Raw genomic sequence first — 19,570 nt, forward strand, 5'->3', positions numbered from 1 at the left:
ATGGCGCGCTGGCCCATGCCACCCGAGACTTCATGCGGATAGAGATCGAAGACACGCTTCGGATCGCGGATCTGCACCGCCGCCAGCATGTCGAGGGCACGTTCCCTTGCCTCGGCTTTCGAGACCTTCTCATGGGTGCGCAGGGTCTCGACGATCTGGCGGCCGATGCTGATGACGGGATCGAGCGAGTACTTCGGGTCCTGCAGGATCATGGCGACACGCTTGCCGCGCAGCGCCCTGCGCTCGCGCGCCGGCAGCGACAGAAGGTCGATGCCGTCGAACTGCAGCCGGTCCGCGCTCACCTCGGCTCTCGGATCTGTCAGGCCCATGATGGCGCGGCCGGTCTGGGACTTGCCGGAGCCGGATTCACCGACGATGCCGAGGCGTTCGCGTCCCAACGAGAAGGAGACGCCGCGCACCGCTTCGATGACCCCGGTGCGGGTGGGGAAGCGGACCCTGAGGTTGTCGACCTCGAGCAGGGTGCCGCCCTTCGAGTTTGCATCCGTCGCGCTCATTGGCCGGAGCTCCTTGGATCGAGCGCATCGCGCAGGCCGTCGCCGAGCAGGTTGAAGCCGAGGCTGACGATGAGGATGGCCATGCCGGGCATGGCCGCCACCCACCACTGGTCGAGGATGAAGCGACGGCCCGAGGCAATCATCGCGCCCCATTCGGGCAACGGCGGCTGCGCGCCAAGACCGACAAACCCCAGACCGGCTGCCGTCAGGATGATGCCTGCCATATCAAGAGTGACACGCACGATCAGCGAGGAGGTGCACATCGGGATGATGTGGCACCACACGACCCGGAACGGGGACGCGCCCATCAGTTGCACCGCCTTGATGTAGTCGGAGTTGCGCACCATCAGCGTTTCGGCACGCGCAATGCGGGCATAGGGCGGCCATGAGGTGATGGCAATGGCGATGATGGCGTTCTCGATGCCTGGCCCGAGTGCGGCCACGAAGGCCAGCGCCAGGATCAGCTTCGGAAAAGCCAGGAAGATGTCGGTGATGCGCATCAGGATCGCATCGGTCCAGCCGCCGGCGTAACCTGCCACCGCACCAACCAGCAGGCCGACGGGCGCCGAGATGACGGCGACCAGCACCACGACCAGCAATGTCAGCCGCGAACCGTAGATGATACGCGAATAGATATCGCGGCCGAGATCGTCGGTGCCCAGCCAATGCTGCGTGGACGGCGGCAGCAGCCGGGCGGCTTTCAGGTCACCGACGACTGGCGAATAGCTCGTCAGATGGCTGGCGAAAGCGGCGACGAACAGCAACAGGAGAATGATCAAAAGGCCCAGCACGCCCGGCTTGTTGGCGAGGAAGCGCCGCCATGTCGCATAGCCACGGCCGAGCCTGGCCTGCCAGCGCGAGGCGGGCTGATCCGAAAGCAGCCACTCGCGGCGGGAGAGCGCCGATGGTTGTGCCGTGCTCATGGCAGGAAGGTCCAATGGATAGCGTGCACGGGTTCGTCTCCTCGTCGCGGGCCGAAATCAGGGATTGCTATGTTGGCAGTGGCCAGACGGCTCACTGCTGCTTGGTTCTTGGGTCGAGCAGCCGGTAGAGCTGGTCCGAGATCAGGTTGATGGCGATGAACACCGAGCCGATGACGACGGTACCGCCAAGCACCGCATTCATGTCGGCATTCTGCAGCGAGTTGGTGATGTAGAGCCCGATGCCCGGCCAGGAGAACACCGTCTCCGTCAGCACCGAGCCCTCCAGCAGCCCGGCGTAGGAAAGCGCGATCACCGTCACCAGCGGCACGGCCGCGTTGCGCAGCGCATGCCCCCAGATGATACGCGTTTCCGAGACGCCCTTGGCACGCGCCGCAATGACATATTCCTGGGACAGCTCGTTCAGCATGAACGAGCGCGTCAGGCCGCTGATATAGGCAAGCGAGAAATAGCCGAGCAGCGAAGCCGGCAGGAAGATGTGGCGCATGACATCCCAGAACACATCCCACTGCCCCTGCATGGCCGAATCCAGCAGGTAGAAGCCGGTGGTCGGGGTGAAGGAATATTCGTAGGCGATGTCGAGACGGCCAGGGAACGCGGCCCAGCGCAGCTTGGCGTAGAACAGCACCAGCGACAGCAGGCCGAGCCAGAAGATCGGCACCGAATAGCCTATCAGGCCGATGACGCGCACAATCTGGTCGACAAGGCTGCCGCGCCTGACCGCAGCCAGCACGCCGAGCGGAATGCCGATAAACGCGCCGATGAGCGTGCCGATCGTCGCCAGCTCGATGGTGGCAGGGAAGACACGGCGGATATCGTCCATGACCGCATTGGAGGTCAGCACGGACCTGCCAAAGTCTCCGGAAAGCACGCCCTTGATGTAGATGTAGAACTGCTGGATCAACGGCAGGTCGAGCCCCAGTTCGCGCCGTGTGCGCTCGACGACGCTGGCGGGCGCCCGGTCGCCGACGATCGCCAGCGCAGGATCGATCGGGATGACCCGGCCGATGAAGAAGGTGACCGCCAGCAGGCCCAGATAAGTCATGATGGCGATGACCAGGAAGCGGACGACAGGCGCCAGAAGCGCAAACGCACGGGTGCCATCAGCCTCGGCTTGCGCTCCGGCTGCACTCAAGCCACGGGTTTCCACCGGTTATTCCTTTGTGATGGTGCCGACGAAGTTGGTGTCGAAGCTGGGCCCCAGCTTGAAACCCTTGACGGCGTTGCGCACGCCGGCGACCTCGGTCTGCTCGTAGATGATCGCGAACGGGCTCTTCTCCAGCACTTCCTTCTGCAGGTGCCGGTACATCTCGATACGCTTGGCCGGATCACTTTCCAGCAAGGCGGCTTCCGTCTCCTTGCTCAATTCCGGCACATCCCAGGCGTTGCGCCAGGCCAGCGTCTGGTTGCTGCTGTCATCGGCATTGTTGGGATTGGACGCGAAAGTCTGGGCGTTGGAGTTGGGATCGAAATAATCCTGCCCCCACTGGCCGATATAGATGTCGTGATTGCGGGCGCGGTATTTGGTCAGCGTCTGCTTGTCGTCGCCGGGGATGATCTCGATCTTGATGCCGGCTTCGGCCGCCGTCTGCTGGATGGCTTCGGCGATGCCGGTCACCGGCTGGCTGTTGCGCACATCCATCGTGACGGAAAACCCGTCCTTCAGGCCGGCCTTCTCCAGCAGTTCCTTCGCCTTGGCCACGTCGAGCTTGTAAGGTTTGTCTTCGATCGAACCGAGCACCCCGGTCGGCAGGAAGGTCTGGTGGACATTGCCGATACCCTTGATCAGGGTGTCGCCGATGGCACCGTAGTCGATCAAATATTTGAACGCCTGCCGCACTTCCGGTTTGGCCAGCTTCTCATTCTTCTGGTTGAGACTGATGTAATACACCGTGCCTTTCGGCGCGCTGGCGAGCGATATCTCGCCGTGCCTGGCCACCGCATCGAGATCGTTCGGTTCCAGGTTGCGGGCGACATCGATGTCACCGGCTTCGAGCGCCAGCCGCTGGGCGGAGCTTTCCTTCATGTGGCGGTAGATGACGCGTGCGAGCTTTGCCTTCTCGCCCCAGTAATTGTCGTTGCGATCCATGACGACCGCCTCGCTGGCCCGCCATTCGCGCAGCTTGAACGGACCGGAGCCCGCCGAATGCGTCTTCAGCCAGTCATTGCCGAAATCATTGTCGTATTTGTAGTCGTCGCCTGGCGTCATCGCCTTGGCGTTTTCGGACACCAGCTTCTTGTCGACCACCGCTCCCACGCCCGCCGCCAGGCAGTTCAACACGAAGCTCGGCGCATAAGGCTTGTCGACCGTGAAAACGAAGGTATCCGGGCCGGTCGCCCTGGCCTTCTCGGCCACATTGTCGCCAGTCAGGCCGAACTGGCCAAGGATGAAGGCCGGACTCTTGTCGAGTTTGATCACACGCTCGAACGAATAGGCGACATCCTCGGCGGTGAGCGGATTGCCGGAAGCGAATTTCAGGCCGGGCTTCAGCTTGAAAGTATAGGTGAGCCTGTCGTCGGAGATGGTCCAGCTTTCCGCCAGATCGCTCGTCACCTTGGTGGTGTCGGCAAGGTCGAAGCGCACAAGCAGGTCGTAGATGTTGGCATTGACCTCGGCAGTCGACAGTTCGAACGCCTCGCCAGGATCCATGGTGATGATCTCGTCGAGGGCATAGGCTTCGACCAGCGTATCGGCAGGCGTTGCCGCGAAGGCCGGGGCCACGCCGATCAGCAGCGCAGACACTGCCGCGCCCACGAACAGGCGGCGAAAGGCGATCTTTTCCATCATCATCATGCTCTCTCCCTTGACGGCCAGGGTTCCCCACCCCGGTTCGATGTCCGTTTGTGCCGGGCCTCCAACCCGGCGGGCACACCTTCAGCGACGGCTGCACACCAGCAGCCGGATCGATGTCGGAGGCCCTCTTGCCCTGAACTTTTTTGTTCAGTGGACAATAAACATTATGTATATACTTTTCCCGGAGTCAATCGTGCTTTTTGCGGTTGAGACAGAGCCGGTTCTTGCCGTATGCGCGTGATTGTGCCCTGTGATGCCTGGAGCGGCTTACGTCCTGCCCTCTGGTAAGATGACGTTATTTTGACAGAAAAAGAACGTCAAGCGCCATTATGTTAGAAATATTTCAAAACTGCGGTGCAGGATGAAATGACTGAATCCGTTCGCCAGCGACTGACCGAAAGCCTCGCCACCGCCACCAGCGCAAACAAGGCGCTTGCCAGCTACATGCTGGCGAACCTCGGCGGCCTGCCCTTCGAGACCTCAGCGACACTGGCCGCCAAGGTCGGCGTGAGCGAACCGACAGTGGGACGCTTTTGCCGCTTGCTCGGCTATGCGCATTTCAAGGAACTGAAGGAGGATCTGAGGGACGGCATCGGCGACAAGCCCTGGCTGGCCGGCGAGCGCCTCAAGGAATTCCGTGAGCGCAGCCACAAGGGCGATGCGCTCGCCCGCAGCCTCGATCTCGAGATCGCCGCACTGCTCAGGATCTACGAGATCGCCAAGACCCCTGAATGGGAGCGAGCGGTCGAACGCCTGGCAACGGTACCCCAGCTCTTTGTCGCCGGCTTCCAGACCGAGCGCGGCATGGCGCAATATTTCGCCACCCAGATGCAATATCTGCGGCCCGGGGTTCAGCTCGCCGACGTCGCCGGCGGCAATTTCAGCGAGATCCTGCTGGCCACGCCGAAGTCGACTGCACTGGTGCTTTTCGAGGCACGTCGCTATTCCCGGCTGACATTCCTGCTGGCGCAGGAAGCGCATCAGGCTGGAATACCGATCACGCTGATCACCGATGCCTTTTGCGACTGGGGTCGTGACCTGGCCGATGAGATGTTCGTGGTGCCGACCGAGTTCGGCATGTTCTGGGATTCGACCGCGCACATGGCCAGCCTTGGCAATCTGCTGATCAACGGCGTCTTCAACGAACTGGATGCATCCGTGGAAGAGCGCATGAACAGGGTCGCCGCCTTGCACGGGAAATTCATCGGCTTTACCGGCGACTGACCGGGATGGAGCATGGGTGTCGAAACAGCAGGAGAGAATGAGCGGTTTGCCGAAGAACTCCACTGCGCCATCACCAGACGGTAAAGACAGCACGGCCCGGAAGCCGGCATCGGAAAAACGTTATGTCGGCCGCGCCGCCGCCATCGGCCTGACCAGGCAGCGTGTCGTCGAGGCAGCGATCGCCCTGATCGACGACGAGGGCCTGACCGGCTTCTCCGTCCGCGCGCTCGCTCGCCGTCTCAATGTCTATCCGGCCGCGCTCTACTGGCATGTCGGCGGCGACAAGACCAACCTGCTGGCCGAGATCTCGGGCTCGCTGATCGCCAGCCTGATGCGGCCCGACGACCTGCCCGACGACTGGCGCGACACCATCCGCATCCTGTTCCGGCGCTTTCGTGCCAGCGTCCACCAGCATCCGCGCGCCGCGCCCTTGCTGGGCCCGCATATCCGCTCCAATGGTGCGCCTAACGCGCCCTGGGTCGAGGTCATCCTGAAGGCGCTGACACAGGCCGGTTTCGAGGGCCAATCGCTGATCGACGCCTTCAACGCCGTGGTCGGTGCGCTGGAAGGCTACATCACCATGGAACTGGCGGCCGATGGCGCGACGGAAGGTTCCGAATGGGTGCAGGCTTTCGATGCGGGACTCGATACGCTCGAAGCATCGCGCTTTCCATTGGTCAGGCAGCACCTGCCGCAGATGTACAACCGCTCCTTCGTCATGCGCTGGAAGAGCGGCGATGTCGCCCCGCTCACCGAGGGCTACGACTTCCTGGTCGAGACCCTCATCCTCGGTCTGGACGCCCAGGCCCGCGCGAAGCCGGTCGTCCCCTAGACCCGCTATCCCTTGACGGCGCCGGCAGTCAGCCCTGCGACGATCTTGCGCTGGAAGAACAGCACCAGCACGATCAGCGGCAAGGTCACGGTGACCGACGCGGCCATGATCGGCCCGAACGGATATTCGTAGCGTGAGTTGCCGGCCAGCAGCCCGATGGCGACAGGCACGGTGCGGCTTCCTTCGGTCAAGGTGAAGGTCAGCGCGAACAGGAACTCGTTCCAGGCGAGGATGAAGGCAAGCAGGCCGGTGCTGACCAGCGCCGGTCCCATCAGCGGCAGAAGAATACTGGTGAGGATGCGCCAGTGCGAACATCCGTCCATGATCGCCGCCTCTTCCAGCTCGCGCGGAAACTCGCGGATGAAGCTGGTCAGCACCCAGGTGGTGAAGGGCAGCGTGAAGATGAGGTAGGCGAAGACCAGCGACCAGACACGGTTGTAGAGGCCGAACCAGCGGATCAGTTCGAACATGCCCGACAGCACCACCACCTGTGGGAAGATCGAGATCATCAGCACGGTCAAAAGCAGCGAACGCCGCTCCGGGAAGTTGAGACGGCCGAGCGCATAGGCGGCCAGTGTCCCCAGGCCCAGCGACAGCGCCGTCGTCGAGATGGCGACGCAGAGCGAGTTGAAGATCGAGGTGGCGAAGTTGGCGTCGCGGAACAGTTCCTTGTAGTGCCTGAAATCCAGCGCCGGCAGCAGCACCGAATTGTAGAGTTCCGCGCCCTGCTTGGTCGAGGAGACGATCGCCCAGTAATAGGGGAACAGCACGTAGAACAGCAGCAGCGCGGTGACGCAGCCGAGGGCAAGCTGGCGCACGCGGCGCATGGCCCTGTAGTAGGCGGCCGAGCGCCGTTTGATGCGCGTGCTCATCGTTCAGCCGCTCCCGAGCGATCGAGCCGCATCGCACCGACGATGAAGATCGCCACGAAGGCGATCAGCAGGAACACCATGGTCGAGGCGGCCGAGCCGACACCGAGTTCCTGGTTGTTGATCAGCCGGTCGCGCGCATAGATCGACATCGTCATGGCGTTGACGTTGGCGCCGGCCAGCACATAGGCGAGGTCGAACATGCGCAGGGCATCAAGCACGCGAAACAGCACCGCGACGCCGATGGTCGGCGCCAGCAGCGGCAAGATGATCGACCACAGCCGCTTCCACCACGGAATGCCGTCGACCTCCGCCGCCTCGAAGATCTCCTCGGGCAGGATCTGCAGACCGGCCAGGATCAACAGCACCATGAACGGCGTCGTCATCCAGACGTCGATGAAGATGACGACACCGAGCAGCAGGGAGCCGTTCGCCACCCAGGCAACACCGTGATCGGCGAGGCCCAGCCCGACGATCGCACGGTTGACCACGCCGAACTGGTCGTTGAGCATCCATTCCCAGATCTTGGTGGAGACGACCACCGGCATCGCCCACGGCACCAGGATCGCCGCACGCACCAGTCCGCGTCCGGGAATGGCGCCATGCACCAGAAGCGCGATCGCCAGCCCGAGCACGGTCTCGATGGCGACCGAGATCGTGGTGAAGACTGCCGTGTTGCGGACTGCCCGCCACCAGACCGGATCGCTGGCAACCTCGACGAAATTGTCGAAACCGACCAGGACGTGATTGGCGCTGTCGTCGAGATAGGCGTCAGTCAGCGAAAAATAGAGCGTGCGCGCCAGCGGCCAGCCTGCCACCAGGACCAGGACGGCGATCAGGGGGGCGACGAACAGCAGCCCCGACCGATGCTCGCGCCGTTCGAGCCTCGTCTTCACGCCCGCACCTCATTGGCCGCGGCCGAGCGCTCATGGCTCATGGAATGGTCGAGCCGGCGGCCATCCGTGTCGAACAGGAAGAGATCTTCGAAGCGCCAGTCCAGGTCGACGGATGTACCGAGCGCCGTCCTGCCCAACGAATTCGGCAATCTGACGGACCATGCAATGTCCGGTGCGATGCGCACATAAGCGAGATGTTCGTGACCGAGGTCTTCCAGCCGTTCGAGCGTGCCTGTGACCTTGCCTTGTCCCTGGGCGGCAATTGACACGGCCTCGGGCCGAATGCCGATTTCGGCCGGCCTTCCAGGACTGGACAGCGCGACATCCAGCGACAGGTTTCCCGGTCCCTGCACGCTGCAACCGGCACCGGAAGCGCTTGCAGAGACAGCCATGAAGTTCATGCGCGGGCTGCCGATGAAGCCGGCGACGAAGCGGTTCTGCGGCGCATGATAGAGTTGCTGCGGCGTGCCGATCTGCTCGATGCGCCCTTTGTTCAGGACGACGATGCGGTCGGCCAGCGTCATCGCCTCGACCTGGTCGTGGGTGACATAGATCATCGTCGCCGCCAGGTTGGCGTGCAGCTTGGCGATCTCCATGCGCATTTCCATGCGCAGGTCGGAATCGAGGTTGGACAGCGGTTCGTCGAACAGGAACACCTCGGGCTGGCGCACCAGCGCGCGGCCGATCGCCACCCGCTGGCGCTGTCCGCCGGAGAGTTCGCGTGGGCGCCGCGACAACAGATGATCGATCTTCAGCGTTGCCGCGACTTCCGCCACCTTGGCGTCGATTTCCTGCCGCGACAGGCCGAGCGTCTCCAGCGCGAAGCCTATGTTGCGGGCGATCGTCATGTGCGGGTAGAGCGCATAGCTCTGGAAGACGAAGGCAATGCCGCGTTTCGAGGCGGGGATATCCGTCACCACCTCGCCGTCGATGACGACGTCGCCGGCGCCGACCGGCACCAGTCCCGCGATCAGGCGCAGCAAGGTCGACTTGCCGCAACCCGAAGGCCCGACGAAGACGACGAGTTCGCCATCGGCGATTTCGAGATCGACGTCGGTGATGACCGGAACGTGGCCAAATGACTTGGACACTGACCGCAAGGCAACTGATGCCATGGCATCCTCTGGCTGTATTTAAGGCAAATGACTGGTTCCGGCGCCGTCCGACTCCGGAACCAGTCGCGAAAGCTAACGGCTTTCCTTGAGCTTCTCCAGCCGACCGGACAGGTCGGTCAGCGTCTTGTCGACATCCGCGCCATCGGCGATGATCTCGTGGACGGCACGGTAGAAAGCCTGCGAGACGCGGTTGTAACTCGACCCGGTATAGCCGGATGGGCGCGCCACGGAGCCGTCGAAGGCCGCCTGCGCATCGGCAAGGAACGGCAGTTTCGCCAGCACGTCCTTGTCGCTGTAGAGCGACTTCTGCGTCGGGTTGTAGGCGCCTTCGATGGCACGCATCTTCTGCACCTCAGGCCCGACGAGATAGCGCAGCAGCTGGGTCGAAAGCTCGGGCTTGGCCGTGTATTTCGAAATGCCGAGATACATCGGGCCAAGGCAGCCGCTCGACTTCTGGCCATCCGCGCCGACTGGCAGCGCCATCATGCCGACCTTGCCGGCGACCTTGGAACCGTCGGCCTGCGACGTGCCCCAGACATAGGGCCAGTTGCGGTGGAAGACGGCATTGCCCGCTTCGAACACCGCGCGAGAGGTTTCCTCGTCATAGCCAAGCACGCCTTCCGGGCTGATCGTCTTGACCCAGTCCTTGGCGCGCGTCAGTGCCTTCGCGGCCGCCGGGTTGTTGATCGAAACCTTGCCATCCGGCTCGATGATGGTGCCGCCACCGCTGGAGGCTACCCATTCGATGGCGTCGCAGGTCAGGCCCTCGTAACTCTTGCCCTGCCAGGTGAAGCCCCAGAGGTCGGGATTGCCGGCCGCCCGTTCCTTCTCCTGGATGAGCTTGGCCGTTTCGGTCAGTTCGTCCCAGGTCTTCGGCGGCTGCTTGCCGTATTTCTCCAGCAGGTCCTTGCGGTAGTACATCAGCCCGGTATCCATGTACCAGGGCAGCGCCACCAGCCGGCCATCCTGGGTGGTGGCCGCATCGATGGTCGACTGGAAATGCTGCGCCACTTCCTCGGCCGGGACCAACGGCTTGAGGTCCAGCATGTTGCGCTGGAGCATACCGATCCAGATCACGTCGATAAACAGCACGTCGGCATCGGCGGACTGGGCCGCGAGAAGCTGCTGGTAGATTGGAATGGCGTCGTCGAGCAGCGCCGGCATCTTGGTGATCTTCACCTCGTTGCCGGTCTTTTCCTTGAAGCCGGCGGCTGCCTTGGCGCAAAGCTCATACTCGCTGGCGCCGCAGAACATGGAGACGGTGTCCGCCCAGGCGGACGTCGCCGCTGTCGAAAAAAGCATGGCCGCGCCAAGCGCGATGGATCTCATCATCATTGTCTCGTTCCCTCTGTTGTTGTTTCGGATGATGTCGGTGACTGGCTATCGCGCGCGCTTCTCCTTCCCGTCTTGTGAAACACGTGCGAGCAGATCGGCTTCGCGCGGCAGGGCGCGACCTCCATAGTCGGTGGTGGAGAGCGAGCCGCAGATGACGGCGTAGCGGAGCGCCTCCTCGAACGGCGCGCCGCGCAGCACGCCATAGATGAGGCCGGCGTTGAAGGAATCGCCGGCCCCAGTCGTGTCGACGACCTCGACCTTCGGCGCGGGCACGGCATAGCGGCGCCCTTCATGGCTGGCGATGGCGCCATTGGCACCGCACTTGATCACCACCGTCGGTACGTGACGTTCCAGCACGCCGAGCGCGGTCTCGGCATCCGCCGCCCCGGTGAACTGGATGGCTTCGCTCTCGTTGGGCACGAACATGTCCAGTGCCTGCAGGACATCGACAACCCCCTCGGCCTCGATGCCGAAATCGAGATGCTGGCACTCGCCGCAGACCAGAACGCCGTTCCGGCGTGCACCCCTGGTCAGGGCAAGCCGCTCGGCGCTCCTGGAAAACCCCTGGAGCATCAGCACCAGCGGCTGCGCGACCTCGACATCTTCGGCTGTGGGGTCGCGGTCGTGTTCGTCGACATAGCTGATGAAGCCGCGATCCTGCTGAAAGGAAAAAGCGGCGCTGACCCGGCGCAGCGGACCGTCATGCCACTGGAACAGGCCTTCGTCGATGCCTTCGCGCCGCACCTCGTCCAGCACCATGCGGCTGAAGATGTCGGTGCCGAAACCACACCACCAGCCGGCCTTCAGCCCGAGCCGCGTCAGTGCCAGCGCCGTCGTGTAGCTGGCACCCGGCAGGTCGTCGAAACTCCCGGCCCAGATGTCGGTTCCCAGGCGCGGCAATGCTGGCAGGTCGGTGAAGATCAGGTCGTAGTAATATTCCCCCACAACCATGACGTCGTAACGATTGGCCGGCGCGGGTTCCGTCATCAGCGCCACTCGCCGACATAGGCGGCATGCGCCTTGAGATATTCATCCACCAGCGGCTCGGCCCGCGAATAGGACAAGACAAGCGGGTGCGCCGCCAGCGCTTCCACCGCGATGTCGCGGCGGCGCTCGCGTATGGCCGCAACCGCCAGCCGTTCGTAGTGCTTGACGTTCTGGACGAGCTGCGACTGCGCCGCAGGCATCGCACCGATCTTGGTCGGACGCACGCCGTCCCTGTCGATCACGCAGCTCACTTCCACCACGTCGTCGGCGCGCAGGCCGTCAATGGCATCGCCGTTGCGGATGTTGAGCCCGCTATAGCAGGGCACACCGGTCTGCAATGCGTCGACAAGGTTGAGCGCGACACCGGCGTAACCTTCTCCTTCATGGCCGGTCGTTTCTTCCGGCAGGGTGGCATTGCGGTCCGCCTCTTCCATGCTGGGCGCGTCGCCACGGGCATAATGCATGTAGGTGGCGTTGCGGCGCTGCTCATAGGCGAAATAGGCAGACAGCGCCTCATCGGCGTTCTGCGTGACACCGATCTCCTTCAGCCGGGCCATCAGCGAACGGTTGAGATCGCGCACTTCCTCGCCGCGGGTGCGCTTGTCGTTCTGCACGGCGGCAACCGCCTTTTCCGCATAGTAATAATAATAGAGATATTCGTTGATCCAGAGGCGATGACGGCGCACGACCGACGGCGAGAACATGCGCTGCGAAGTCGAGGCCAGGAAATCGTCATCGTCGAGCAGGTCCTGCAGCACTTCCTTGCCGTTCACATAGGCGGCACGCGTGAACGACAGATGGTTCAGGCCGAAGACCTCGGTGCGGACATCGTTCTGAGGCACGTGAAAGCGCGATGCGATGGCTTCCTGCGCGCCGTTGGCGCCGTCACAGATGCCGATGGCGCGATCGAAACCGGCATCCTGCAGGGCCTGCGTGACCAGGCCGGCCGGATTGGTGAAATTGAACAGCCAGGCCTTGGGGCTGACCCGCTGCAGCTGCGCGGCATAGTCGAGAATGACCGGAATGCTGCGTAGTGCCATGGCGAAGCCGCCGGGGCCCGTCGTCTCCTGCCCCAGCACATCATGGGCCAGCGCGATGCGCTCGTCCTTGATGCGGCCTTCCTCGTCGCCGGGACGAACCGTGGTGACGACGTAGGAAGCTCCGTCGAGCGCCCGCTCGGTGTCCGAGGCCGTCGAAATACGCACCCGCGACTGCATGCGCGTGGCGAGTTCGGAACTCAGCGTGCCGAAGACCTCCAGCTTCTCGGCATTGATGTCGTGGAGGCAGATTTCCGTCAGCCCGCTTCGCTCGGCACGCCGCAGGGCCGACCCCACGAACAAGGGCGCGCGCACGCCTCCACCACCGATCAATGTCAGCTTCATCTGTCCCTCATGCTGTGCCGTGACAAGCCAATTAGAACTGGATATAACCAGTAATGTCAATGAACATTTGTTGCTTAAACACAGCCCGGCATGCCAGAAGATTTTCACGATGCCTCGCGCCGGTTCCAGCGATAACGGCATCCGCCCAACCGGAGATCATCGTTGAAGGACGCACGTCCCATCCAGCCAGTCGACCGCAACGATCCGGCACCGCTTTACATGCAGGTTCGACGGCACATCATGAACCTGATCGAGAACGGACGGCAGCCGCTCAATTCAAAACTGTCCTCGGAACGCGAACTGGTGGAACTGCTCGGCGTCAGCCGGATCACCGTGCGCCAGGCGCTGAAAGATCTCGAGCATGACGGCTATATCGCAAGCCATCCCGGCAAGGGCTTCTACGTCACCGGCGGCAAGACCAAGCCTTTCGAGCTCGACCTGCTGAAGAGTTTCACATCGACGGCGATCACCACCAACCGCAAGCCGGGAAGCCGGCTGATCGAAGGCCGGGTCGGCAAGGCCGACCGCGAGATCACCCGGCCGCTGTTCCTGCCGGACGGCGCCGACGTCGTCTATCTACGGCGCCTGCGCTTTCTCGATGATGTACCGGTGACGGTGCAGGAGGACTGGCTGTCGCCGGCGACAGCCCCCGGCCTGCTCGAGCTCGACTGGTCGAGCGGCAACCGCTCGCTCTATGGCGAACTGCGCGAACGCTATTCGGTCGTCCCGGTGCGCGGAGAAACGATCGTCAGCGCGCGGCTGCTGACCAGCGAAGAGGTGGTGCTGCTGCAGGTCGAAGCGCCCGCAGCCGCCCTGGTCATCGACCAGATCGCCTTCGACAGCGAAAACAGGCCGGTGAACCTGTCGGTATCGGTGACGCTGCATCCGCAGGTGCTGTCGCAGGCCTGAGGCAAGCTTTCGAGCCTTATCTGCGCCGGTGGTCCGGAAAGGCGACGGCCTCCGGTGCATTCGCCCAGCTCTGCAAGGTCTGGCCACCATCGATCAACCAATCGACGCCGGTGACATGGCGCGATTCCTCGGCTGCGAGGAATGCGACGGCGGCGGCAACGTCTTCCGGCTGCCCGATCCGGCGCAGCGGAATGCGGTCGGCGAAACGCTGGATGCCTGAAAGATAACCCGCACGATCGGCTGCGGGCACGCCGAGCGTCGTCTCGATGACGCCGGGGCAGATCGCATTGACCCGGATGCCGTAAGGTGCGGCATCGAGAGCCGCGACGCGTGTCAGGCCGACCACCCCATGCTTGGTCGACGCATAACCGGCACCTCCGGACAGGACATCCCAACCAGCCATGGACGATCCCATGTTGACGATCGAACCCTCCACGCCGGCTGCAATCATCGCGCGAAGCGAAGACTGGAGCACAAGGAACATGCTGCGCAGATTGACGCGGACAATGGCATCCCAGTCTTCGACCGGAAGTTCATGGACCGGCGCGACCTTGCCGGAGATGCCGGCATTGTTGAAGACGACATCGAGCCTGCCGAAGGCCTCCACGGTTTTCGCAACCGCTCCATCGGCAGCGGCCGCGTCCGAGACGTCCGCTGCGACCGCGATCGCATTGTCGCCGATGGTTGCCGCTGTCGCCAGAGCCCGCTTTTCATCGATGTCGACGATCGCCACCCGGGCGCCTTCTTGCGCAAAACGCAGCGCAGTCGCACTGCCGATCGCGCCGCCGCCCCCGGTCACCAATGCGACCTTGCCTTCGAAACGCTGCATCGCGAACTCCTTCAATTTTCGTAGTCCCGCCAGGAATGCCGCGGTGTGAACCCCAATGTGGCCCGGGCGTGGTCATTGTCTATGACGGAGGTGAAGCCCAGCAGGGCCGGTGAAACCGGCGTGGTCGGGAAAGCCCTGGCAACAAGTGTTTCCGTCGGTTCTTCCGAATAGGTGTCGGCCGCGCTCAGGAAGGTGCGCAGGTGGCCGTCGCCATTCCAGCCAAGAGCCTGCACGAAAGCCTCGGCGGCGTCGCGAGCGTCGAGATAGCTCCACAGATCTCTCGCGGATTCCTCGAGGCGACGGCGTGGCACGACCGCTTCGAGGAAATCGCGTGGCGTCTGGATCCAGGGCATGCGCAGGCTGACCGCTGAAAACGCGCCGCGGCGCACCGCTGCCTCGACAATTTCCTCGCCCAGCCATTTCGACAGGCCATAGGCATCCTGCGCACCAATAGGATGGTTCTCGTCGATCGGAAGATATGCGGGCGCCGGGAGGATCTGCGCGAAAGGATAGCCGAGCACGCTGAAGGAAGAGGCATAGATGAAACGCTCCGCTCCGTTCAGGACCGCCGCCTCCGTGACGTTGTAGGCCAAAGCCATGTTGGTTGCGAAAACTTCGGAGGCAGCCTTACCCGTCGGGCGCGGAATGGCGGCGATATGCGCGACGGCGTCACAATCACGGATCAACTGAAGTGCGACGCCGAGATCGGTCAGGTCGGCGTCGACATGGACCCAGCCATGATCCGTCCTCGGTGGAACGGCGTCGATGCCGCGAACATCGTGGCCTGCGGCAACAAAGGCGCCTGCAACGTGGCGACCGAGGAGCCCGCTGGATCCCGTGACGACGATTTTCATGTGATGCCTCCCTCCAGGCTTGGTAGAACCGCACGAATATCATTGATGGTCAAACAATCTAAGCCCCTCATTCCGATAAGTTGTCAATGCATTCTCCCTTCTCCTAAAAAGCTCCAGGATGCGGTAAACGTCGGGTTGCGCTGCACCATTCCGGGCTCGGCCGAAATCGAACCGGCAAGGATTGACTTGGAAACCGTGCGGGTTTTTTGTATGACCACCAACAATCGGTTCACACCGGGGAGGATTGGGCATGGCATTGGATAGTTTCTCGTCGCATCGGCAGGAAGGCGGGATCACCCTCGATCCGGGCCGGACCGCGGTGGTCGTCGTCGACATGATCAACGACTTCTGCAAGCCGGGTGGCGCAATGGTTCTGCCGGGTTGCGAAACCCTGCTTGGACCGCAGTTGCGTATCATTGATACGGCCCGCAAGATCGGCGCGCCGGTTATCTGGGTCCAGGACGCACATCGGCCCGGCCTGCGCCGGGACCGCGAATTCCTCAAGCGATCGCCGCACTGCATCGAGGGCACCTGGGGCGTTGACGTCATCGACGAACTCGGCGCCCGACCTGATGAGATCCATCTCATAAAGCGTCGTTTCTCGGCCTTCTTTCAGACCGATCTCGACCTGACGCTCAAGGACATGATGGTCGACCAGTTGGTCGTCTTCGGGGTCGTCACCAATATCTGCGTGCGCTCCACCGTCCATGACGCATTCTTCAACGGCTATCAGGTCGTGGTCCCAGCCGATTGCTGCGCGGCGACAGGCCCGCGCGAGCAGGAAAGCACGCTCTACGACATTTCGACCCATTTCGGTGTCGTCAGCGATTCCAACACCGTTGTTCGGGCGCTCACGGAAGGCGCCTTCGTGGAAAACGCAAACATCGCAGCCTGAAACGGCACGCGCGATTGAGCCTTCCAGCCGAAAGGTAATGCAGTTCGTGACATCCCTCGATAACGACGCTCAAGGATCGAACCCGGCCAGGTCCGACAAGATCAGCCGGGAAGAGGCGGTGGTCCGCTATGCCGAGACAGGCTACGATCTCGACGTACATCCCGCCCATGTGGTGCGCCGCGCGCACCAGCGCGCGACGCTCTGTTTCCAGCAGATCATGGCAGGTGAAGACCTGTCACCGACGCAGTTCGCTGCCTTGGCCACCATTCTCAAGCATGGCGAGGTTTCGCAGAACCAGCTCGGCCGCATGACGGCAATCGATCCCTCGACGATCAGCCTTGTGGTCCGCAAGCTGCTCAAACAGGGACTGATCATCCGCAGCCCCTCCAAGACGGATCAACGCCTGGCGATCATCACCCTTACCGATGAAGGAACCCGCTACACGCTCGAACGGCTGGAGCGGAGCGTCGAGGTGGGCAGGCGTCTGCTCGCGCCGCTTTCGGCCCCTGAACAGATCACGCTTCTGAGGTTGCTGCTGCGCATCAGCGAGGACGAAACCGGTGGCCCGGAAGGCAAATGACCCTCTGACCTGACAGACGATCGCTTGATCTGACGGCAAGGAACGTCGGCGTTACCGGCGGATGTCTTTGCTCGCGCCCGTAACAACAAAAGCAGACAGGGAAACATTCATGTCGCACGACCAGCCAAGCACCCCCTCCGCAAGCGGCAGGACCCTCATCCGCAACATCGGCCTCCTCCTCAGCGGGAATATCGGGCAGCCGATACTGGAAGCGGATGCAATTCGGGTCGAGGACGGACTGATAACCGGGATCGGCACAACCGAAGAGCTCGCAGACGGGGACGATGCGACCGTGATCGACGCGAACGGCTGCGTGGTCACGCCCGGCCTGATCGACAATCACGTCCATCCTGCGGCAGGCGACTGGACCCCACGACAGAACCAGATCGGCTGGATCGACTCGACCCTGCACGGTGGCGTCACCACGATCATATCCGCCGGCGAAGCCCACTATCCCGGCCGCCCGAAGGATATCGTCGGCGTCAAGGCACTTGGCATCGCGTCGCAGCGCTCCTTTGCAAACTTCAGGCCCGGCGGCATGAAGATCATTGCCGGGGCGCCGGTGCTCGAACCAGGCATGACCGAAGCCGATTTCAGGGAACTGGCAGAAGCCGGCGTGACGCTGATCGGCGAGGTCGGGCTCGGCGGCGTCAAGGATGGACCTACAGGCCGCCAGATGATCGCCTGGGCGCGCAAATACGGCATGACCTCGATGACCCATACCGGCGGCCCCTCGATCCCCGGTTCGGGCCGCATCGGCGCCGATGTCGTTATCGAGGTGGATGCCGATGTGATTGCCCATGTGAACGGTGGCCCTACCGCCCTGCCCGACGAAGAGATCCGACGCGTCTGCGAAGAAAGCACGCGGGCCCTGGAAATCGTCCACAACGGCAACCTGCGCACCGGCCTGTTCGTCCTCGACATTGCCAGGCAGCGCAACGAGCTTGGCCGTGTCGTGCTCGGCACCGACGGGCCGGCAGGTTCGGGCGTGCAGCCACTCGGCATCCTGCGTACCATCTGCCACCTTGCCTCGCTGGGCGGAGTGCCGACCGAAACGGCATTCTGCTTCGCGACCGGCAACACGGCGCGGGTGCGCAACCTCGACGATCGCGGCCTGATAGAACCCGGCCGGGCCGCCGACCTCGTCTTCATGGACCAGGCCGCGGGCGGAATAGGCAACGGGTTTCTGGATAGCCTGGCGCTCGGCAATCTTCCCGGGATCGGCATGATCATGATCGATGGCGTGGTGCGGACGGCACGCAGCCGCAACACACCGCCTGCGATCCGAGTACCGGAAGTGGTCGCCTGAGCCACACCAGGAAGAAAGAAGAAAGGCGGCCTGATGGCCGCCTTTAGTTTGTCAGTTCACGCCGTCGTTGCCGACGATCTTGTCTTTGCTCAGTCCGCCAACCCGCGGTAACGGCCGGCCGGAATCGGTAATGGCGATGGCGACCACGAGTTCGTCGTCTCGCGGTGCGTCGGGCACGCGCACTTCCATGCCGTCAAAATGGCTGCGCACCTTGGCTGCATCCTTGTGGCCAAGGGGAATGTCGAGCGGCACGCCCATGCCGCCGCGCTTCTTGGATGATGGAATGAGCGCAGCACCCTTGCCGAGCACTTCCCGAAAAGGTGCGCCAAGCTTCGGATGCAGGATCGCCGCCGCATGCTCCAGCTCGCCCTCTGCGCCGACCGCCACGGCCTTGCCGAAACTTTCAACCTCGCTGCCCGCAATGCCCAATGCGGCAACCGCCCGGCGTGGCAATATGTCCCCCAGGGCCTCTCCGACCGCGATCAGCTCGGAAAGATCGTCGACATACCGGCCGGCATAAGGATTGTGGATGACGGCAATGGCGGCGGCCCGTCGCGTCGGCGGATCGACGGGCCTGGAGCCCTCCGTGCGGACTTCTTCGACAACCGTGATGATCCGGCGTATTCGCGCGTTCATCGCAAGCCGTCCTCGCCCTTGACGTCCGCGGCCAGAAGGCCACCCGCACGAGCATGCACGCGGGCTCCGGTGGTCATGGCAAGCACCAGGACCATCTCATTGTTTCGCGGGGCATCGTTGATGCCGGCCTCGATGGCGTCGAAATGGCTGCGCACATAGGAGGCGTTGATATGGGTGATCGGAATGTCGATGCGGACTCCCGGCCCGCCGACCTTCTTGCTCGACGGGACGATGGCCTTCGCGCCACCAAGCAGTTCGCGCATCGCGTATCCCCCGGGATTGTGCCACAGCGCGCCATGTTCCAGCTCGCCGCCGCCGCCGACCACGGCCCCCTTGCCATAACCTTCGACCGCGGCAGCATCACCGCCAAGCGCATCGACAAGTTTACGCGCCATCTCCAGCCCGAGCGGCTTCAGGTCCTCCATGAAAGGCTGGATATCCTCGACATAGCGGCCGGCATAAGGATTGGCGATGACGGCGAGAACGACACCGCGCTTGACAGGATCGCTGCGCACAGGCCCGCCCTCGTGAAAAATCTCCTCGACCTGCACGACCATTTTCCTGACGACCACGTCTGGCATCGCTTGTCCCGATCTCCCGCTGAAACTTGTTAGAGTATCAACAATTATTGTTCAGCGAACTTTGTCAAGCCATGTGACGGAAAGCCG

20 protein-coding genes are annotated in these 19,570 nt (G+C 63.0%); 6 read left to right on the forward strand and 14 right to left on the reverse strand.

Annotated elements, in window-relative coordinates; genetic code table 11:
* From ACFWYE_RS28640 to ACFWYE_RS28655, 4 genes are all read right to left on the reverse strand, one after another.
* The coding region (locus ACFWYE_RS28640; protein ID WP_379115462.1) for an ATP-binding cassette domain-containing protein at positions 1–515 on the reverse strand (515 nt) is incomplete at its 3' end.
* Positions 512–1,438 carry a nickel transporter permease gene (gene nikC / locus ACFWYE_RS28645; protein WP_379115463.1) on the reverse strand — a complete coding sequence of 309 codons (927 nt, stop codon included), beginning with the start codon at positions 1,436–1,438 and terminating at the stop codon, positions 512–514. The genes nikC and ACFWYE_RS28640, both read right to left, overlap by 4 nt.
* A 91-nt stretch (positions 1,439–1,529) precedes the next feature.
* Entirely contained in the window at positions 1,530–2,537 is a 1,008-nt protein-coding gene (locus tag ACFWYE_RS28650; protein ID WP_379073167.1) for an ABC transporter permease, read from the reverse strand.
* 72 nt (positions 2,538–2,609) lie between these two features.
* Positions 2,610–4,244 (reverse strand): ABC transporter substrate-binding protein, encoded by a 1,635-nt coding sequence (locus ACFWYE_RS28655; RefSeq protein WP_379115519.1) that lies wholly within the window; start codon positions 4,242–4,244, stop codon positions 2,610–2,612.
* Between the two features lie 372 nt (positions 4,245–4,616).
* Between ACFWYE_RS28655 and ACFWYE_RS28660 the strand changes: the two genes are divergently transcribed.
* Both ACFWYE_RS28660 and ACFWYE_RS28665 read left to right on the forward strand, forming a co-directional pair.
* Entirely contained in the window at positions 4,617–5,474 is an 858-nt protein-coding gene (locus ACFWYE_RS28660) for a MurR/RpiR family transcriptional regulator (RefSeq protein ID WP_379115464.1), read from the forward strand.
* Positions 5,475–5,511: 37 nt separating this feature from the next.
* Positions 5,512–6,306 (forward strand): TetR/AcrR family transcriptional regulator, encoded by a 795-nt coding sequence (locus ACFWYE_RS28665; RefSeq protein ID WP_379115465.1) that lies wholly within the window; start codon positions 5,512–5,514, stop codon positions 6,304–6,306.
* A gap of 5 nt (positions 6,307–6,311) precedes the next feature.
* Here ACFWYE_RS28665 and ACFWYE_RS28670 read toward each other — a convergent pair whose 3' ends face one another.
* The 6 genes from ACFWYE_RS28670 to ACFWYE_RS28695 all read right to left on the reverse strand — a co-directional run bounded on the left by ACFWYE_RS28670 (position 6,312) and on the right by ACFWYE_RS28695 (position 12,890).
* Entirely contained in the window at positions 6,312–7,178 is an 867-nt protein-coding gene (locus ACFWYE_RS28670; RefSeq protein ID WP_379062639.1) for a carbohydrate ABC transporter permease, read from the reverse strand.
* Complete coding sequence (locus ACFWYE_RS28675; protein WP_379115467.1) at positions 7,175–8,071, reverse strand: carbohydrate ABC transporter permease; 897 nt, start codon at positions 8,069–8,071, stop codon at positions 7,175–7,177. Before ACFWYE_RS28675 ends, ACFWYE_RS28670 begins: the two co-directional genes overlap by 4 nt.
* Positions 8,068–9,186, reverse strand: coding sequence for an ABC transporter ATP-binding protein (locus ACFWYE_RS28680; RefSeq protein WP_379115468.1), 1,119 nt, complete (start codon positions 9,184–9,186; stop codon positions 8,068–8,070). The genes ACFWYE_RS28675 and ACFWYE_RS28680 overlap by 4 nt, the downstream gene beginning before the upstream one ends.
* A gap of 72 nt (positions 9,187–9,258) precedes the next feature.
* Complete coding sequence (locus tag ACFWYE_RS28685; protein ID WP_379073169.1) at positions 9,259–10,518, reverse strand: ABC transporter substrate-binding protein; 1,260 nt, start codon at positions 10,516–10,518, stop codon at positions 9,259–9,261.
* A gap of 48 nt (positions 10,519–10,566) precedes the next feature.
* Positions 10,567–11,508 (reverse strand): carbohydrate kinase family protein, encoded by a 942-nt coding sequence (locus ACFWYE_RS28690; RefSeq protein ID WP_379062645.1) that lies wholly within the window; start codon positions 11,506–11,508, stop codon positions 10,567–10,569.
* Positions 11,508–12,890, reverse strand: coding sequence for a 6-phospho-beta-glucosidase (locus tag ACFWYE_RS28695; RefSeq protein ID WP_379062647.1), 1,383 nt, complete (start codon positions 12,888–12,890; stop codon positions 11,508–11,510). The genes ACFWYE_RS28690 and ACFWYE_RS28695 overlap by 1 nt, the downstream gene beginning before the upstream one ends.
* A 162-nt stretch (positions 12,891–13,052) precedes the next feature.
* Here ACFWYE_RS28695 and ACFWYE_RS28700 point away from each other — a divergent pair, with 162 nt between their 5' ends.
* Positions 13,053–13,799 (forward strand): GntR family transcriptional regulator, encoded by a 747-nt coding sequence (locus ACFWYE_RS28700; protein WP_379062649.1) that lies wholly within the window; start codon positions 13,053–13,055, stop codon positions 13,797–13,799.
* Between the two features lie 16 nt (positions 13,800–13,815).
* Here ACFWYE_RS28700 and ACFWYE_RS28705 read toward each other — a convergent pair whose 3' ends face one another.
* Positions 13,816–14,628, reverse strand: coding sequence for an SDR family NAD(P)-dependent oxidoreductase (locus ACFWYE_RS28705; protein WP_379115469.1), 813 nt, complete (start codon positions 14,626–14,628; stop codon positions 13,816–13,818).
* A gap of 11 nt (positions 14,629–14,639) precedes the next feature.
* Positions 14,640–15,482 carry an NAD-dependent epimerase/dehydratase family protein gene (locus ACFWYE_RS28710; protein WP_379115470.1) on the reverse strand — a complete coding sequence of 281 codons (843 nt, stop codon included), beginning with the start codon at positions 15,480–15,482 and terminating at the stop codon, positions 14,640–14,642.
* A gap of 250 nt (positions 15,483–15,732) precedes the next feature.
* Here ACFWYE_RS28710 and ACFWYE_RS28715 point away from each other — a divergent pair, with 250 nt between their 5' ends.
* The 3 genes from ACFWYE_RS28715 (at position 15,733) to ACFWYE_RS28725 (ending at position 18,266) form a co-directional block, all read left to right on the forward strand.
* The gene (locus ACFWYE_RS28715) at positions 15,733–16,377 is read left to right on the forward strand and encodes a cysteine hydrolase family protein (RefSeq protein ID WP_379062655.1); all 645 of its coding nucleotides are present in this window, start codon (positions 15,733–15,735) and stop codon (positions 16,375–16,377) included.
* 46 nt (positions 16,378–16,423) lie between these two features.
* Positions 16,424–16,957: a MarR family winged helix-turn-helix transcriptional regulator gene (locus tag ACFWYE_RS28720; RefSeq protein WP_379062657.1), complete on the forward strand. Its 534-nt coding sequence runs from the start codon at positions 16,424–16,426 to the stop codon at positions 16,955–16,957.
* 109 nt (positions 16,958–17,066) lie between these two features.
* Complete coding sequence (locus ACFWYE_RS28725; protein ID WP_379062659.1) at positions 17,067–18,266, forward strand: amidohydrolase family protein; 1,200 nt, start codon at positions 17,067–17,069, stop codon at positions 18,264–18,266.
* A 51-nt stretch (positions 18,267–18,317) separates the two neighbouring features.
* Here ACFWYE_RS28725 and ACFWYE_RS28730 read toward each other — a convergent pair whose 3' ends face one another.
* Both ACFWYE_RS28730 and ACFWYE_RS28735 read right to left on the reverse strand, forming a co-directional pair.
* Positions 18,318–18,902, reverse strand: coding sequence for an amino acid synthesis family protein (locus ACFWYE_RS28730; protein ID WP_379062661.1), 585 nt, complete (start codon positions 18,900–18,902; stop codon positions 18,318–18,320).
* Positions 18,899–19,483 carry an amino acid synthesis family protein gene (locus ACFWYE_RS28735; protein ID WP_379062663.1) on the reverse strand — a complete coding sequence of 195 codons (585 nt, stop codon included), beginning with the start codon at positions 19,481–19,483 and terminating at the stop codon, positions 18,899–18,901. The genes ACFWYE_RS28730 and ACFWYE_RS28735 overlap by 4 nt, the downstream gene beginning before the upstream one ends.
* Positions 19,484–19,570: the final 87 nt, after the last annotated feature.

The organism is Mesorhizobium sp. NPDC059025, assembly GCF_042739655.1.
Taxonomy (GTDB): Bacteria; Pseudomonadota; Alphaproteobacteria; order Rhizobiales; family Rhizobiaceae; genus Mesorhizobium.